Here is a 16,746-nt window from a genome sequence, read left to right on the forward strand (position 1 = left end):
CGAGCGGCCTCGGCTGAGCCCCGCCAGCGACCGCCGGGAAGGCGCTCGGCGCGCGCCAGGCGCGTGCACGGCGGGACTTGCCGAGCACGTATATCGGCCGCATGATTGTTCAGCATCTTCACCGCCAGCGGCCGCTCGGATGGCCAAGGGGGCGAATGGGCGATCTGCGCCGGTACCTGCGTTCAACGTTCCTGACGATCTTGCGCCGCATCACGGCGACACCAAGGTAGAGAACTCGATGACGACGCCGTGGCCCGCAGATGCCTGGTACCTGCAACTGGCCGATCTGACCGTCGATCTGCGTTTTCGCCGGCTGATCCATTCCGGCCAGAGCATCGAGCTGCCGCAGCGGGTGTTCGACCTGTGCCTGCTGTTCCTCAGCGAACCCAACCGGCTGCATACGCGCACCGAGTTGTTCGACCGCTTGTGGGCGAGGACGATCGTCGAAGACACCAATCTGTCGCAGAACGTCTGGCTGCTGCGCAAGGCCCTGGGCGAGGAGCGCAAGAATTGGGTCCGCACGGTGGCCAAGAGCGGGTACGTATTCGAGGCGCCCGGGCCGGTGCACTGGTTCAAAGAACTGCCTCCGACCCCGCAGCCGAGTGCCGCAACGGCCGCTCACGGTCCGCAGGCCTTCTTCGAACCGCCGCAGCCCGAGCGCGTGGCCGATTCGATGCATCCGGCCGCCGATGCAGCAGCACCGCCAGAGCCGGCAGCGAGCCCGCGATCGCATGGAGTGGTGTCGGAGCCAGCCGCCTCGTCCGCGCTTGCGTCGCCGATCGTCGAGACCAAGGCGGCAGCCGCGCCGCCGCGAAGTTTGCGAGGCAGCCCGGGCACGTGGGCCGTGATCTCGCTGGGCCTGATCGCGCTCGTCGCCGCGGCGGTGCTGTTCGTCCAGCGCGGAGATCGATCCATAACCGGCAAGCGCGAGTTGGCCGTGGCCTTGGTCGTGATCGAGGACCAGAACCCGGCTTCGCGATGGCCGGCCAAGTTGCTGGAGGAGTGGCTGAGCTGGAAGCTGGGCAGCCTGCCCGAGGTCAATCTGCTCAGCGAGAGCGACCTGGCCGCCGGTAACGACCCGGCCTCGTCTAAGGTCGTTTTGCTGTCGTCGGTGCGTTCTCCCGACGATCCGAAGCGGCTGAGCGTGTACGCGCGCTTTCAGGAGAACGGCAAAGAGGAACGCATCGAGGTCGAGGGCGAGCCGTCGGACATGCCGGCCCTGATCGATTTGGCGTCGAACCGGATTCTTGCCCGCCTGCTGCCTGGGCGCGATGCGCCGTGGCCCGCGTTGCAGTTGAGTGCTCAAGCTGCCAGTCGATACGAACAAGCCGCGCTGGCCATCGAGCGTCGCGACTGGATGGCGGCGGCCGCGATCGGCAACGAAGTGGTCAAGGCGGCGCCGCGCTTCGGGCTGATGCGGCTGCAATTGGCGCAGGCTCAAACGCGACTCTCACAGGGCGCCGCGGCGACCGCGCAGATGGAGGTCGCGGTCGAACTGCTGCGGCCGTTGCCTGCCGATGCGCGGCTGTTGCTGGAAGCGCAGCGCCTGGCGGCCGACCCGCGCCGCGAGCAGGACGCGCTCCAGGCCGTCGCCGTGCTTGCCGATAAATACCCGGACAAGATTGCCTATCAAGTAGAGTACGCCCGCTTGCTGATCGCGAGCGGACGAGCGAAAGATGCTTTGGCGCGACTGGCCGATCGACCCGGCCAGCACGACGCGCTGGGCACGAAACTGGCCAAGCACCAGGTGCGGGCGGGCGCCTATCAGGCGCTGGGCGATCCGGTGAAGATGCGTGGGGAGGCCGTCGCGGCCGAACGTCTGGCTCGCGACGCCGGCCCCGGCTGGCTCATCGAGCGCGCCGATGCCTTGCTGTCGTTGGCCGCGGCCGAGCGGCTGCAACACCGCGAGCGCCCGCCGTCCGCCGCGTACGAACAATCGGCGGTGCTTTACGAGCGCGGCGGTAATTCGACCGGGGCCTTGTATGCGCGTGTGATGGCGCGCATGGCCGGTCCCTTGACAGGCGATGTCGATCCGGCCCTGAACGTACTGCTGGCGCGCGCCAACGCAGGTGGCTACCGCCGGCTGGAAATCAACGTACTTTCCGCCAGCGCGGACCAGTATTTCGCGGCCGGAGACGTGACGGCCGTGCACTCGCGCCTGTCGCAGGCCTTGGCGGTCGCCAAGGCATCCGGCGACTTGCGCGCCGCCGCGTATCTCGACATGAAGCTGGCCCACGTCGACATGATGGCGGGCCGGTTCGACAGCGCGGCCGTTCGCATCCCAGCCTTGCTGCGGATGAAAATGCAAGGCGGCGAGGCCGTGACCACCCATCAGTTGGCCGCGATGCTGGCGGCCGTTCAAGGGCATTACGGTGAGGGACTGAAGATCCTCGAAGCGACTGAGCGCTTACTGCCGGCCACGCCGGCAGGCCAGGCCGAGTCGGAGGCGCATGCGCAGTTGGCCTGCGGACGCGCGGAGTTCCTGGTGCCGTTGGGACGGCTGCGCGAGGCGCGAACTAGCCTCGATCGTTGCTCCAACGGTACTCGTCAGATCCAGCGCAGCCTGTGGCTGCTCGGGATGAGCCAGGTCGAATTGATGGCCGGCGATCGCCCGCAAGCGCTGGCCTTGCTGGAGCGTGCAGAGAAAATCCTGCCCGTGGCGCCGCCCGACAGTTGGAATCAGCGCCTCGAATCGGCCCGGTTGGCGACCTGGCTCGGCGAGACCGAAAAGTCCGAGCGCGTTCTTTCGCAGTTGGTGCCGCAAATACAGACGAGTGGCCTTGCCCTGTTCGTCGTCCAGGCGATGGTCGCGCAGGCGGAAAACGCTGCGGCACGGGGCGATTGGGCTGACAGCCGCAGGCATGCGACTGAGGCGCGCAAGTTGGTGCCTGATGCCTGGTTCGTAAGCCGCCATCTGGATGTGCTGGCCATCGCCGATGCCCGCCAGCGCGGCGACCGGGCCGATGCTGTCGCGCTGGCGAGCAAACTGCACTTGCGCGCCCGGCAACTAGGCGATGCAGTCATCGAGATGCAGGTGCACGCGATGTTCGAGCCGGGCGTCATCGAGAACGATTGCAGCGCGGCCGAGCGCGAGGCGATGATCGCTCGGACCGGTATGCGCGGCGCCGATGTCGATTGGCTGTCGCCTGTACATGGTCTTGCTCGAGGCCCTTCGCACTAGCGATATAGGCGGCGCGGGCGGGAGGCGCCGGTGATCGCGCTCATGCGGTCTGTATTCGCGTGATGATTGCGCCCGCCACTGATGGCATCGGGGCAGGGGTGCCGGTCGTCGTATTGGCGAGTTGGGCACGAGTAACCTGTGCCACTAATCACGCATGAAGGCGTTCGCGGTCGGCGGGCGCTGCTGCGAGGCCGTCGTGCCTCGCCGATGCCGATCGTCCGGAGAATAGTGAACGCTTGATGCACGGGTTTCTTTCCGGCATCCGGGCGAACGCTTTTTTTATTCTCTCCGGGGCGGTGTTCTCTGTATCGTTCGGCTCGCGGTCGGGCTTCGCGATGCAGCGCTCATGAACGCTGCTAAGTATCCGGGCCGATCGCGTCGCCAGCCCCCGCGCCCTAATAACGGATGCGGTGGCTGCGCGGCACGACGGACGTGTCGAGATCGAAAGCGACGAGACGCCACGACTCTTCGCTGAGGTGTTTTTACTCCCATGAATTCGCTTGCCGGCTGCCGCGCAGCTCGGGCAATCGTTTCGGCTGCGCGTTGTTCCCTTGCGACATCGTCGCGATGGCATCGGATCGAGGTTGGATGAGCAGGACGGATTATCCCCGGGAACGCAGGCTGCATATCGCCGCATCGTCGATCGCGGTGGCGGCGACCTTATCGATCGGTGCGCTGTTGTTCCGTCCGGTTCCATTGCCGAAGACGGCCACGGCGATGGAGGTGATCCTGATCGATCGCATCGTGCGTATCGATCAGGCGCCTGACGTTTCGCAGCCGATCGCCCAACGCCCCGGCACAGCATCGCCAGGCGGCAATAAGCCGGATCCGCGACACGAATCGATGCGTCCACCCGAAAATGCCGCGCGCTCCACGCAGGACCCGGCGATCGCCGAACCGCCACCGGCTCAACCGGACCCGGTCGTCGAGTCCGCGCCGCCGAACCGCTGGCTGCTGCCCGACCGTTTCAGCTTGCGCCCCCGCAACGCGTCGGGCGACTCACCGCTGGCACCGAAACCGCGCGCGCCCGGAGACCCGAGCGAACGCAGTCAGTATTACGCCAAGAAGCTGGTCGAACGGCGCAATCCGTTGGGGGACCAGCCGCCGGCCCTGCACGACTGGTTCGGCGATGCGGCCAAGAAGGCGGGCGCACGCGCAGATGGGCAAGTGTCGGTCAATCGCGTCGCCGAGGCGATCTTCGGCAAAGACATCCAGTCGGCGAAAGCGCGTCCGCCGCCGTCGGTGAGGTTCCGGCCGGAACTGCATGGGCGGCCGTCCGACCTCGGCAGCGAGGCGACCGGCGATGCCTACAAGGCGGCGGCCGTCGCTCATGAAGCAGTGCCCGGCCTCGAAGGCGAAGCCAGCCGCCGCATTCGCGAAGCCATCGAATTGTTGCTCAAGCTGCCCTCGCGCTGCGAGCGGCAAGCCGTCGAGGGTTGGTTGGCGCCGGTGCGCAAGCACCTGGCCGAACTACAGCGCGCCGAATACGCCTACGGTCACGGTGCCGACCCGATCCGCCGCGAGCACATGCTGCCGCGTGCGGCCGACACCGCCTACGACCAGGCACGGAGGGCTATTGCCTACGCTGAGGGGCGGGTGGCGGGGTGTGGGGCCGGAAACTAGTAACTAGAAGTGCGAAGTGAGGAGTGTGGAGTGTGTGGAGTGGCGGCGCGATGCGAGGCGGCAAGGGCGGCGTGTTCGTTTGCCATGGGCACAAAAAAAGCCGGAAACCCTGAGGTTTCCAGCTTCATTTGCGATCCGCGGATCGGTATTGGTGGAGGTGGGCGGAATCGAACCGCCGTCCGAAGGCACTCCATCCCCGGCACTACATGCTTAGCGCTCCGTTAGATCTCGCCCCCGAACAGCACGGCGCGCAAAGCGCATCCAGGAGCCAGCCTGTTTTGAGTTGACCGGGTGCTGACAGGCAACCACTCCCGGCGATTCCGTGATAATGACCCTACATTGCGAGCACGGACACAAGCAATTTCGGGGCTTACGCCTTAAGCGGCGAGAGCGTAGTTGTCGTCGTTGGCAACTAAAAGTTTGCAGCTGGATTTACGAGGAAAGCTACCCCCTCGGCATGCGCCAAGTGATTTCGCGACCCCCGTCGAAGCCAGTGCACCCCCGGGGACAGCAACATCGCTGACGTGTTCAGTATAGGGGCTGGCGGCGCGTTCTCAAGGGTTGCCGTGCAACGACGCACCGGCGATTCAGATAGCGATCCGGGCGCGCGGGCGGCTCGCGCGCCAGCGAGTGTACGCGCCAGCACTGCGCCGAGCGGCGGTCCGTCCGGGCCCTTGGTGGATGGCGAACCGCGGTGGCGCAGCCGCGCCGGCTCAGTTGCCGTCGAGCAGTTCGATCAGGGCGCGGCGCTTCTTGCGCGAGAGTTTGCGCATCAGGCCCATCAGCCGCAGTTCGTCGGGGTCGCTGTATTTGGCGGCGTTTTCGCGCACCGACAGCGATTTGCCTTCGATGGTGCCGCGGCCGGTCGCCAGCCATTCGAAGCTCACATGTTGCTGCACGGCGATCTGCAGCATGCGCTCGAGTTCGGGCAGGGCCAGGCCGACCAGCCACTTGCGGGCGGTCTCGCGGCTGACGTCGTAGTAAGCGGATAGCGCGCCTGTGCGGGCCCGGCCTTTCGCGAATCCGGAAAAATCGAGGGCCTGGTGCAGCCGATTGGCGAATTCTTGGTGAGGCGCGTTGGTCATGAGGTCTCGCCGGAGCATCCTGCAGGGCTGAAACGTGGCGCCGCCCACCCTGGCTGTCGGCCGGGCGAGGATAGCGCAACTCATTGTTGCGTACGCTTCCCGAAATTGATCACTCTTTTTGGTCGTTGAAAAGACCAATTTGCGGTGGTAAGTTGGCTGGGCATGGATGCCAGTCAGAGGTCAGGCTATGGAAGGCAGAGCGAAAAAGAAGGCCCGGCGGAGTGCCGGCAAGAGCAAGAAAGAAGCCGCACCGCCGCGTCCGGCGCCGCGGACGCGGGTCGCGCGCAGGCGGGCCCGGGGCGAATCGCCCAATCCCATCGAGCGCTATATCGCCTGCTTCGACACCGCCCGCGAGGCCGCGGCGGCGGCCGGGGTGTCGGCGGCGATGCTACGGCGCATGCGGGTGCGCGGTTATGTCTCGACCCGGGCGCGGGCGCTGTTGATGGCGCAGGCCTGCGGGTTCCGGATCGAGGCGGTCGAGCTGATGGCCTTGCCGAAGGGAGAGGGCTGATGGCCGGGCCGGTGCAGGGCCTGGCTGCGGCCTTGCCGCAGCCGGCTGTGCAGGAGCTGACTGCGGCCTTGCCGCGGCCGGCGGTGCAGGAATTGGCTGCGGCTTCGGTGCAGCCGGTGGTGCAGGGCTTGGCCGCGGCCTGGCTGCAGCCGGCGGTGCTGGGCTTAGGAGTGTGCCTGGCGCTCGCGGCAGCGGGGCTGGCCAGTTGGTGGTCGCGACGGCGGCGGTTGCCCCCTTACGAGCGCCTGGCCCGTCGCGCCGACCGCAACGGCCGCGCGCTGCTGCAACTCGCCGACGAGATCGAGGGCTATCTGGTCCGCCAGCACGAGGCCGGTGTGTCGATACGCCAGCAGCGGCACTGGCCGCAGCTGTGCCGCCAGGTCGCGGCCGAGCACCTGGAGTGCATCAACTGCCTGCTGCTGGAAGGGGTCTGGCACGAGGAGGGCAAGCCGCCCGAATGTTGAGCGGTGCCGGCGTCGTGATGCCGTCACTACAAACTGGCGGGTATGCTTGCGGCGATGACGACGACCGACCCGGCCGCCCACGCCAGCCCCCCGAACGACGGGGTAGATTCCGAACTTTCCGGCCTGATGCCGCGCCGCGGCTATCTGCTCGCGCTCGCGGTGCTGATCGGCGCGCTGATCCTGGTGTTCACCGCGTGGCGGGTCGCGCGCGACCGCGAGCTGCGCTCGGCGCAGGCCGAGTTCATCGGCCAGACCGTGCAGGTCACCGAGCTGATCCAGCAACGCCTGGTCAACTACGAACTGGTCGCGCGCGGCGGCGTGTCCTTGTTCGCCTCGGTGCAACGGCCGACCGCGGCGCAATGGAAGGCCTATGTCGAAGGCATGAACATGCAGCGCCGGTTTCCGGCGACCTTGGGCCTGGGTTTCAGCGGCTACGTGCCGCAGCGGTTGCTGGTGCAGTTGCAGAACGAGTGGCGCGACGCCGGCTATGGGCTGTTGTCGATACGGCCGCAGGGCCGGCGCGAGGTCTACGGGCCGATCCTGTACCTGGAGCCGAAAACCCCGGCCAACGTCGCCGCGATCGGTTACGACATGTACGCCGAGCAGGTGCGCCACACCGCCCTGGCCGCGGCGCTGGATTCGGGCCAGGCCTGGCTGTCGGGCAAGATCCAGCTGATCCAGGACGGCGACCGCCAGAACACCGGCATGCTGCTGGCCCTGCCGGTGTATCTCGGCGGGGGCCGTCCGCAGACCCTGGAGCTGCGGCGCGCGGAAATGCAGGGCTGGGTGTACGTGCCGTTCCGGATACAAACCTTCGTCGAAACGGCGCTGGGCGACGCGCATGAAGAAATGCGCTTTCGCATCTTCGACGAAACCGGCGGGCGCGACGAACTGCTGTACGCCAGCCCGAACCTCAAGACCGGTACCACCGCGGCCTTCGTCCACCGCGCCGCGTTCGATATCTACGGCCGCACCTGGCGCATCGAATACGAATCGGCGCCGGTCGAGGAGGCGGTGCCGCGCCTGGCAGGCCTGCGCAACATGTTCGCCCTGGGCCTGTTCTCGGCGCTGCTGCTGTACAGCATCGCGCTGATGCTGGCGCGCACCGAGTCGCGCGCGCGCCGCATCGCGCTGCGCATGACCGAAGACTACCGCCGCAGCGAAACCCGCTTCCGCAGCGCGATGCAGTACTCGGCGATCGGCAAGGCCCTGCTCGACAGCGAGGGCTGCATCGTCGACTCCAATCCGGCCCTGGCGACCATCGTCGGGCTGGCGCCGGCGCAGTTGCTGGGCCAGCGCTTCGACAGCCTGCTCGAAGACGAGGACGTCGAACTGCCGGGCGGCGCCAGCCACACCGAAGAAGACGGCGTGCACCGGGCGACCCGCCGCCTGCGCCGCCCGCACGGTGTCGCGCGGCAGGTGCAGCTGACCTATTCGCCGGTGCCGGGCAACGTCGGCCAGGACATCAGCGGCCTGGTCCAGGTCGAGGACGTGACCGAGCGCTTGCGCGCGGAAGCGCGGGTGCACGCGCTCAACCGCACCCTGGAGGCGCGCGTCGCGCTGCGTACGCGCGAGCTCAGCCAGGCCAATCAGGAGCTCGAAGCTTTCGCCTACAGCGTCTCGCACGACCTGCGCGCGCCGTTGCGCGCGATCGACGGTTTCAGCCGCATCCTCGGCGAGAAATACGCCGACCGGTTCGACGCCGCCGGCAACGATTACCTGGCACGGGTGCGCAAGGCCGCCGCGCGCATGGGCGACCTGATCGATGCGCTGCTGAAGATGTCGCGCCTGGCGCGCAGCGAGCTCAAGCACGAGTCGGTCGACCTGAGCCGGATCGCCGGCGAGGTGATCGAAGAGCTGCGCATGGGCGACGCCCAGCGCCAGGTCGAGGTGTCGATCGAGCCGGGCATGCAGGTGATCGGCGATGCCTCCCTGCTGCGCAACCTGCTCGCCAACCTGCTCGGCAACGCCTGGAAATTCACCCGCGACCGCGATCCGGCGCGGATCGAGTTCGGCACCGAGCAGACCGCGAGCGGCGTGCGCGAGTTCTACCTGCGCGACAACGGCACCGGTTTTCCGCAGGCCTATGTCGACAAGCTGTTCCGGCCGTTCCAGCGCCTGCACAGCGTCGAGGATTTCGCCGGCCACGGCATCGGCCTGGCCTCGGTCAAGCGCATCGTCGAACGCCACGGCGGCACGATCCGCGCCGAAGGCCGCGAGGGCGAGGGCGCGGTGTTCCATTTCACCCTGCCGCACGACGGGGCCGGGCGAGGGGAGTGAGGTTGCCGAGCCGTGCGCTGATATAGGCCGCTTAGGCGGTGCGTTAAGCCTGGCGGGCAATCAGCTTGGGCCGTTCCTGCCCGGAGCTATAGACCGGCTGGATAGATGGGGACGGCTGGATCGGCTTCGGAGGTGAATCGCCCTTCGTTTCAGGCCCCTTCGGTCGGTCGCGGCTTGCGCGCTCCTGTCCAGGAGCGGCCGGCCTGCCCGGGCAGGAGCGGCGCACGCCGCGACCGCGAACTTCACGCACCGGCGCAAACGACTGCAGCCCGCGCAGGGCGGGCGGGGTGTACGGTGCCGTGCCGGGAAGCGCCCGGATCAGGCGTCGCGGTTGTGCTTGCGCATCACGCGTTGCTTCTCGCGCGCCCAGTCGCGTTCCTTGCTCGCCTCGCGCTTGTCGTGGCTCTGCTTGCCCTTGGCCAGCGAGATTTCCAGCTTGACCTTGTTGCCTTTCCAGTACATCGCGGTCGGCACGACGGTGTAGCCGTCGCGCTGGACGCGGCCGATCAGGTTGTCGATCTCGTCGCGGTGCAGCAGCAGCTTGCGGGTGCGGCGTTCCTCGGCGACTACGTGGGTCGAGGCGGAGATCAGCGGGCTGATCTGCGCACCGATCAGGAACATCTCGTCGCGCAGGATGACGGCGTAGCTTTCGGTGATGTTTGCGCGTCCGGCGCGGATGGATTTGAGCTCCCAACCCTGCAGCGACAGGCCGGCCTCGAAGCGTTCCTCGAGGTGGTAATCGTGGCGCGCACGCTTGTTCAGCGCGATGGTGCCGCCCGCGCTGCCCTTTCCTTTATCCTTGCCGGCCTTGTTGTTCGTATTTTTAGCCATGAGCGATTGTCCACGATCCGGAGGCCGTTTGAGTAGCCGTTTCCGGTTTTGGATGAAGTTCGGCGGTCTCGGGGTCGTTCGAGTGGTCGCCGAATGCGGAAAGGCCGCAGCTCGCGACGGTTCGGCAGCCATCCCGGGTCTTCGCCCGGCTACGATGCCCGCGCGGCAGCTTTTGGTCCGCCTCCCCGCTTGAATTCCGCCTCGCGGACCTTATTGCGATAAGCACATGCCTACGATTCGCCGTTCCGCCCTCGTCGAACACTCCGCCGCGCGCATGTTCGCCCTGGTCAACGATGTCGCCGCGTACCCGCGCCGTTTCGAGTGGTGCGAGCAGGCGCTGGTGCTCGAAGCCGACGAGGCCCACATGGTGGCGCGGCTCGACCTGGGCCTGGGCGCGCTGCGGACCTGGTTCACCACCCACAACAGCCTGTCGCCGCCGCACCATATCGAACTCAAGCTGGTCGACGGGCCGTTCCGCAAGCTCGGCGGGCGTTGGGAGTTCCATGCCCTCGACGAATCGGCCTGCAAGGTCACCCTGACCCTGGAATTCGAGCCGGCGGTGAAGCTGCTGGGGCCGGCGATGGCGCTGGGCTTCCAGAGCCTGGCCGACCGCATGGTCGACGATTTCGTCCGGGTCGCCGATCGCGGCGCCGAGCCGGCGCTGCCGTCGGTGACCGGGCCGAGCCCGGCCGTGAAGATCGAGCCGTGAAGATCGAGCCGTGAAGATCGAGCTGATCCGCGCCTGGCCGCGGCGTTTCCAGGCGCTGAGCCTGGAGCTGGCCGACGGCGCCACGGTCGCCGAGGCGTTGGCCGCGGCCGGGTGGGGCGCCCATGCCGAGGTGGCGGACGCCGAAATCAGCGGCTACGCCGTGTTCGGGGTCAAGGCGCTGGCCGACACCCCGCTGCGCGACGGCGACCGGCTGGAACTGCTGCGGCCCTTGCAGCTCGACCCCAAGGAAGCGCGCCGCCGCCGCGCCGCCGACCGGCCGCTGAAGAAATAAGCGGCCAACCAACGACGACGGCCCGGACGCAGGGCGGCCGGGCCGGCAGGGCGAGACTCGATGAAGCCGGCGCGACCGTGGGGCCGCGCGGCGGGGATCAGCGCCGGCGGCGCTTGTCCTTATCCTTGTCCTTGGCCAGGTTGCGGCCGAACTGCTTGACCGAGGCGCGGGCGATCTGCTCGTCCTGCTCGGCGAAGTAGTCGCCTTCCCACTTGGTCAGGCTGTCGTTCTCGAACCACAGGGTCAGGTTCTTGCGGTCGGTGTGGCCGAGGCGGTCGACGCGCTGGGTCGAGGTGTAGTCCCAGCGGTTCTGGTGGAACGGGTCTTCGATCGACGGGGTGCCCAGCAGCAACTGCACCTGCTGCTTGGTCATGCCGGTCTGGAGCTGGTCGATCGCGGTCTTCTCGAGCAGGTTGCCCTGATAGATCGGCTGCTTGTAGATGATGCCGCAGCCGGCGGTGAGCATGGACAGCGAGAGGACGAGCAGGAGCTTACGCATCGGGTAGGGTTCTGCGGCAGTCGAAGGCAACGGGGCCGATGATACACTGAAGCCCGTACCCACCAAGGGCGGATTACGGCGCGCGGAGGTCCCTCGCGTTCATCCGCCATTCCGGCCCAGCCAGCCCCGTCCGCTCCATGCGCAGCCGCCCGCGGCCACGGCCAGCCGGTCAACACCCAGGCACGGCGAACGCCGGCCGAATCGATCTGAAGGGAACACTCATGGAATCGCAGGACCTGCGCAACGTCGGACTCAAGGTCACCCATCCGCGCCTGCGGATCCTGGAGCTGCTGGAGCAATCCAAGCCGCGCCACATGACCGCCGAGGACATCTACCGGATGTTGCTGGAGAAGGGCGAGGACATCGGCCTGGCCACGGTCTACCGGGTACTGACCCAGTTCGAATCGGCGGGCCTGGTGCTCAAGCACAACTTCGAGGCGGGCCAGTCGGTGTACGAGCTCGACCGCGGCCATCACCACGACCACATGGTCGACATCGACAGCGGCAAGATCATCGAGTTCGAGAGCGTCGAAATCGAAGAGCTGCAGCGCAAGATCGCGGCCAAGCACGGCTACGAGATCGAAGAGCACTCGCTGGTGCTGTACGTGCGCAAGAAGAAGTGAAGTCCGACATGTCCGGCGAGACGATGTTGCCGTGCTCGTGCTGCGGCGAACTCGTCGCGCTGTCGGACATGGAGTACTCCTTCACCTTTCCCGACGCCTATCACGCCCTCGACAACGCCGCGCGCTGCGCGCCGGACACCTTCTGCGACGCGAATTTCTGCGCGATCGGCGGCGGCCAGCTGTTCGTGCGCGGGGTGATTCCGTTGCCGGTCGAAGGCGGCGACGACTACTGCATCGGCGCCTGGGTCGAGCTGGCCGAACACGACTGGCGGCTGGCGCGGATGATGTGGGACGAAGCCGGCAACGACCGGGTGCCCGAGTTCGCCGGCACCCTGGCCAACCATATCCCGCGCGTCTACGAGTTCAGCACCCTCGGCCTGGAGCTGCGGGTGCAGCTGCACGACGACACCCGGCCGACCTTCCGCCTGGTCGACAGCGGCCATCCGCTCGAAGACGAGCAGCGCCACGGCATCACCCCGCACCGGGCGGCGTTCTTCACCCGGCTGCCGGACCTCGACTGAGCCGGCTATCGATCGAGCTTGCTTGATCGAGGCCGAACCCACTTCGAGACTGAGCTCGATGTGGGTTCCGAATCCCGAATCCCGAATCCCGAGTCCCGAGTCCCGAGTCCCGGCCTCAGACCTCAGACCACGTCGGCCAGCAACCGCTTGGCCGCAGCGCGCACTTCCTTGTTGAGTTCGATGCCGCCGAGCATGCGCGCGAGTTCTTCCTCGCGCTGCTTGGCGCCGAGCACCTGCACCGCGCTCTGGGTCACGCCTTCGCTGGCGGCCTTGCTGACCCGGTAATGGGCGTGGCCCTGGGCCGCGACTTGAGCCAGATGGGTCACGCACAGCACCTGGCGGCTGGCGCCGAGCGCGCGCAGCTTCTGGCCGACGATCTCGGCCACCGCGCCGCCGATGCCGGAATCGACTTCGTCGAAGACCATGGTCGCGACCGCGTCCATGCCGAAGGCGGCGACTTCGATCGCCAGCGAGATGCGCGACAGTTCGCCGCCCGAGGCGACCTTGCGCAGCGGCCGGGCCGGCTGGCCGGCGTTGGCCGCGACCAGGAATTCGGCGCGCTCGCCGCCTTGCGGGTCGGGGCGGTCCTCGTCGAGCGGTTCCAGGGCGACGTCGAAGCGCCCGCCGCCCATGCCGAGTTCGCCGATCAGCACGCTGGTGGTGTCGGACAGGCTCTTGGCGGCCTTGCGGCGCGCCTCGCCCAAAGTGTCGGCGGCGCGGCGCCACTGCGCCCGCGCGCTCTGGATTTCGCCGTCGAGCACCTGCAGGCGGTCGCCGGCGCTGCGCAGTTGGTCGAGCTCGCCGGCCATGCCGTCGCGGGTGGCCGGCAATTGTTCGGGTGCGACGCGGTGCTTGCGCGCCAGCTCGTGCAGGCGGCCGATCTTGTTTTCGATCTGCTCGAACGCCGCGGGGTCGAGGTCGAGGTCGTCGCGGACCCGGTCGAGCAGGGTCAGCGCTTCGTCGATCTGGATCGCGGCGTTGTCGAGCATGGCGTCGACGTCGTTCAGGCGCGGCTCGTGCTCGGCCACACGCTGCAGCTCGCCGCGCACCTGTTGCACCAGCCGGGTCAGCGACGGACCTTCGTCGCCGCCGAGGCGGGCGAAGGCCGATTCGCAGGCGGCGATCAGGCCGGCGGCATGGGCATGGCGGCGGTGGTCGCTGAGCAGCTTGGCCAGGGCTTCGGCTTCGAGCACTTCGCGTTCCAGCTCGGCATGCTGATGTTCGAGCCAGGCGATGCGGTCGGAGACGTCGCCCTGCGCCGACAGGGTGTCGCGTTCGCGCAGCAGAGCACTCCACTGCTGCGCGGCGGCCTCGACCTTGGCCAGCGGCGCCTCGTGGCGGCCGTAGGCGTCGAGCAGGCCGAGCTGGCTGGCGCGCGACATCAAGGCCTGGTGTTCGTGCTGGCCGTGGATCTCGACCAGGCGAGAGGTCAGGTCCGCGAGCTGGTTCAGAGTCACCGGCCGCCCGTTGACCCAGGCCCGCGACCCGCCGTCGGCGCGGATCACCCGGCGGATCTGGCAGACCGGCGCCTCGCCGTCGCCGGTCTCGTCGAGTTCGTTGTCGCGCAGCCAGGCCGCGGCCAGGGGCGCATCGTCGAGGGTGAAGTCGGCGACCAGTTCGGCGCGGTCGGCGCCATGGCGGACCACGCCGCTGTCGGCGCGCAGGCCGGATAGCAGCCCCAGGGCGTCGACCAGCAGCGACTTGCCGGCGCCGGTTTCGCCGGAGATCACGGTGAGGCCGGGACCGAAGCTGAGTTCGGCGGCGCTGACGACGGCGAATTGCTTGAGCGAGAGGTGAGCGAGCATGCGGCGGCGATTGTGCCTTGGCGGCGAGAGACTGGGAATGGGCGGCAAGCGGGCCGGAGGGTAGGGCGGTCGCGGATCACAGCGTGAGATCGGCGGCGGTGCGCGCCATCGCTAGTGTGCACGAGCATTCTTACCGATGCCGACGAGGGGGGCGCGGGCGCGGCGACGGATCCGGGCGGCGATCGCCGAATCCGACGAAGGCGCTTGCGCCGGCCCGCGTCCGCGCCTATATCCACAGCATGAATCGCCGACCGCCCGACCCGAGCCTCGACCCGCGCGCGCGGCAACTGCTGCGCACGCTGATCGGCCGTTACATCCACAGCGGCGAACCGGTCGGATCGCAGACCCTGGCCAAGCACGCCGGGCTCGACGTCAGCGCGGCGACGATCCGCAACATCCTGGCCGACCTGGAAGACGTCGGCCTGCTCAGCGCGCCGCACGCCTCGGCCGGACGCATCCCGACCGTGCAGGGCTATCGCTTGTTCGTCGACTCGCTGCTGCAGGTGCGGCCGCTGCCGGAGGGCGAGGTCGCGCGTCTGCGCAGCGAGCTGCCATCGGGCTCGGGCACCCAGGCCCTGCTCGGCAGCGCCTCGGAGCTGTTGTCGGCGATGACTCATTTCGTCGGCGTGGTCAGCGTGCCCAAGCGCGAGCAGTTCGCGTTCCGGCGCATCGACTTCGTGCCGCTCGACGCCCAGCGGGTGCTGGCGATCCTGGTGTTCGCCGACCAGGACGTGCAGAACCGGATCATCCAGACCCGCCGGGCCTACGACGCCGGCGAGCTGGAGCGGGTCGCCAACTACCTGAACGCACACTTCGCCGGCCGCCCGGTGGCCGAGATCCGCGCCACCCTGCTGGTCGAGCTGCGCAACGCCCAGTCGGAGATGCAGAGCCTGCTCGCGCAGTCGGTCGAACTGGCCGAGCAGGTGTTGATGCCCGACGGCGACGACATGGTCCTGGCGGGGCAGACCCGGCTGATGGGCGTGCAGGAGCTGGCCGACCTGGACCGCCTGCGCGAGCTGTTCGAGGCCTTCGCCCGCAAGCGCGAGATCCTGCAACTGCTCGAACGCACCGTGCGCGCCCCCGGCGTGCGCATCTTCATCGGCGAGGAAACCGGCCTGGCGCCGCTGGAAGGCGTGTCGCTGGTGACCGCGCCGTACACCGCCGGCGGCCGGGTGCTCGGCGTGCTGGGGGTGATCGGCCCGACCCGGATGGCCTACGACCGGGTGATCCCGGTGGTGCAGGCCGCCGCCGACGCGCTCGGGGATGCGTTCGGGGAACCGAAGGGGGCTGAAGCCGAGGAGCAGTGACCCGTCCCGCAGGCCCAGGGCAGGCGCGGCGCGAGCCGCGACCCATCGAAGTGGACTGAAACGAGGGGCGGTCCCGCCTCCGAAGCCGGTCCAACCGTCCCGCCCAACCCCAGTCAGCGGGAACCGGGGTAAGAGCGGCGCGGGCCGCGACCGCCATCTCTCGGGTAGGGCGAACCTTTATGGAGACCATCGGCTTCGGGCCGGGCCGGGGTTTATCGCTTCGGGTGGTCGCGGCTTACGCCGCTCCTACAGGGGGATGGCCGGCGATCGTCCCGAACCGGGCCACGAAACCCGCCGCTCGCCGCCGATGGCGGCCGATCGGCGCAGATCCCGGCACTTGAATGCCGCCGTGGCGGCCCCATTGCTGGCCTGTCGCGGAAAAACCGCCAGGACCCAGCATGAACCAACACGATCCCTATTCCGAACTCAATCCGCCGGCCCAGGACGAGGTCCCGGGCGCCGAGGCGTCCGAACTCGAAGCGCTGCGCGCGGAGCTGACCAAGCTGCGCGAGGACTCGCTGCGCGAACGCGCCGAACTCGACAACCAGCGCAAGCGCGTGTCGCGCGACGTGGAGATGGCGCGCAAGTTCGCCAACGAACGCCTGCTCGGCGACCTGCTGCCGGTGATCGACAGCCTCGAGGCCGGCCTGGCCGTCGCCGGCGAAGACACCAGCGCCCTGCGCCAGGGCATGGAACTGACCCTGCGCCAACTGCTCAAGGTCGCCGGCGACAACGGCCTGATCGCGGTCGACCCGACCGGCCAGCCGTTCAACCCCGAGCATCACCAGGCCATGAGCATGGTGCCGGCTCCGGGCGTGGCGCCGAACCATGTGGTCCAGGTCTACCAGAAGGGCTGGCTGCTCAACGAGCGCCTGCTGCGGCCGGCGCTGGTGGTGGTCGCCCAGGACGCCGAATAAGCGCTTGAGCGGACGCGGGACGGCTCACGGCGGCGGCTCGGCCGCGGTCGCGGAACCGGAGCTGAAAGCGGCGCGAGCCGCGAGCGGACGTACCGGGA

At 68.3% G+C, this 16,746-nt stretch carries 15 protein-coding genes and 1 other RNA gene; 11 read left to right on the forward strand and 5 right to left on the reverse strand.

Annotation, left to right across the window (positions count from 1 at the left end; genetic code table 11):
* The first annotated feature begins 139 nt into the window (after positions 1–139).
* Entirely contained in the window at positions 140–3,181 is a 3,042-nt protein-coding gene (locus ACSAMQ_RS06330; protein WP_435394844.1) for a winged helix-turn-helix domain-containing protein, read from the forward strand.
* Positions 3,182–3,769: 588 nt separating this feature from the next.
* Positions 3,770–4,804 (forward strand): hypothetical protein, encoded by a 1,035-nt coding sequence (locus ACSAMQ_RS06335; protein ID WP_435394845.1) that lies wholly within the window; start codon positions 3,770–3,772, stop codon positions 4,802–4,804.
* 149 nt (positions 4,805–4,953) lie between these two features.
* On the opposite strand, the gene ssrA is transcribed toward ACSAMQ_RS06335, so the two are convergent.
* Positions 4,954–5,307, reverse strand: a transfer-messenger RNA (tmRNA) gene (gene ssrA, locus ACSAMQ_RS06340).
* A 210-nt stretch (positions 5,308–5,517) separates the two neighbouring features.
* Positions 5,518–5,889 (reverse strand): helix-turn-helix domain-containing protein, encoded by a 372-nt coding sequence (locus tag ACSAMQ_RS06345; protein ID WP_031373591.1) that lies wholly within the window; start codon positions 5,887–5,889, stop codon positions 5,518–5,520.
* A gap of 187 nt (positions 5,890–6,076) precedes the next feature.
* Here ACSAMQ_RS06345 and ACSAMQ_RS06350 point away from each other — a divergent pair, with 187 nt between their 5' ends.
* The 3 genes from ACSAMQ_RS06350 to ACSAMQ_RS06360 are packed head-to-tail and all read left to right on the forward strand — an operon-like array spanning position 6,077 to position 9,144.
* Entirely contained in the window at positions 6,077–6,400 is a 324-nt protein-coding gene (locus tag ACSAMQ_RS06350) for a hypothetical protein (RefSeq protein ID WP_435394846.1), read from the forward strand.
* Positions 6,400–6,864 carry a hypothetical protein gene (locus ACSAMQ_RS06355; protein ID WP_435394847.1) on the forward strand — a complete coding sequence of 155 codons (465 nt, stop codon included), beginning with the start codon at positions 6,400–6,402 and terminating at the stop codon, positions 6,862–6,864. Before ACSAMQ_RS06350 ends, ACSAMQ_RS06355 begins: the two co-directional genes overlap by 1 nt.
* 54 nt (positions 6,865–6,918) lie before the next feature.
* On the forward strand, positions 6,919–9,144 hold the full coding sequence (locus tag ACSAMQ_RS06360; RefSeq protein ID WP_435394848.1) for a CHASE domain-containing protein: 2,226 nt from the start codon (positions 6,919–6,921) through the stop codon (positions 9,142–9,144).
* 318 nt (positions 9,145–9,462) lie between these two features.
* Here ACSAMQ_RS06360 and smpB read toward each other — a convergent pair whose 3' ends face one another.
* The gene (gene smpB, locus ACSAMQ_RS06365) at positions 9,463–9,975 is read right to left on the reverse strand and encodes an SsrA-binding protein SmpB (protein WP_435394849.1); all 513 of its coding nucleotides are present in this window, start codon (positions 9,973–9,975) and stop codon (positions 9,463–9,465) included.
* A gap of 226 nt (positions 9,976–10,201) precedes the next feature.
* Here smpB and ACSAMQ_RS06370 point away from each other — a divergent pair, with 226 nt between their 5' ends.
* Together ACSAMQ_RS06370 and ACSAMQ_RS06375 are read left to right on the forward strand one after the other, a co-directional pair.
* Positions 10,202–10,684 carry a type II toxin-antitoxin system RatA family toxin gene (locus tag ACSAMQ_RS06370; RefSeq protein ID WP_435394850.1) on the forward strand — a complete coding sequence of 161 codons (483 nt, stop codon included), beginning with the start codon at positions 10,202–10,204 and terminating at the stop codon, positions 10,682–10,684.
* Between the two features lie 10 nt (positions 10,685–10,694).
* The gene (locus tag ACSAMQ_RS06375) at positions 10,695–10,976 is read left to right on the forward strand and encodes an RnfH family protein (RefSeq protein ID WP_435394851.1); all 282 of its coding nucleotides are present in this window, start codon (positions 10,695–10,697) and stop codon (positions 10,974–10,976) included.
* Positions 10,977–11,073: 97 nt separating this feature from the next.
* Here the strand turns inward: ACSAMQ_RS06375 and ACSAMQ_RS06380 are convergent, their stop codons facing one another.
* Positions 11,074–11,475 carry an outer membrane protein assembly factor BamE gene (locus ACSAMQ_RS06380; RefSeq protein WP_031372716.1) on the reverse strand — a complete coding sequence of 134 codons (402 nt, stop codon included), beginning with the start codon at positions 11,473–11,475 and terminating at the stop codon, positions 11,074–11,076.
* Positions 11,476–11,696: 221 nt separating this feature from the next.
* Between ACSAMQ_RS06380 and fur the strand changes: the two genes are divergently transcribed.
* Positions 11,697–12,098, forward strand: a complete 402-nt coding sequence (gene fur, locus ACSAMQ_RS06385; protein WP_435394852.1) for a ferric iron uptake transcriptional regulator — start codon at positions 11,697–11,699, stop codon at positions 12,096–12,098.
* A gap of 8 nt (positions 12,099–12,106) precedes the next feature.
* Positions 12,107–12,619 carry a DUF2199 domain-containing protein gene (locus ACSAMQ_RS06390; protein ID WP_435394853.1) on the forward strand — a complete coding sequence of 171 codons (513 nt, stop codon included), beginning with the start codon at positions 12,107–12,109 and terminating at the stop codon, positions 12,617–12,619.
* Between the two features lie 122 nt (positions 12,620–12,741).
* On the opposite strand, the gene recN is transcribed toward ACSAMQ_RS06390, so the two are convergent.
* Positions 12,742–14,424 (reverse strand): DNA repair protein RecN, encoded by a 1,683-nt coding sequence (gene recN, locus ACSAMQ_RS06395; protein ID WP_435394854.1) that lies wholly within the window; start codon positions 14,422–14,424, stop codon positions 12,742–12,744.
* Between the two features lie 239 nt (positions 14,425–14,663).
* Here recN and hrcA point away from each other — a divergent pair, with 239 nt between their 5' ends.
* Entirely contained in the window at positions 14,664–15,731 is a 1,068-nt protein-coding gene (gene hrcA, locus ACSAMQ_RS06400) for a heat-inducible transcriptional repressor HrcA (RefSeq protein ID WP_435394855.1), read from the forward strand.
* A gap of 398 nt (positions 15,732–16,129) precedes the next feature.
* The gene (gene grpE / locus ACSAMQ_RS06405; RefSeq protein ID WP_435394856.1) at positions 16,130–16,648 is read left to right on the forward strand and encodes a nucleotide exchange factor GrpE; all 519 of its coding nucleotides are present in this window, start codon (positions 16,130–16,132) and stop codon (positions 16,646–16,648) included.
* Positions 16,649–16,746: the final 98 nt, after the last annotated feature.

This window comes from Lysobacter sp. 1R34A (assembly GCF_051217035.1).
Lineage (GTDB): Bacteria > Pseudomonadota > Gammaproteobacteria > Xanthomonadales > Xanthomonadaceae > Lysobacter.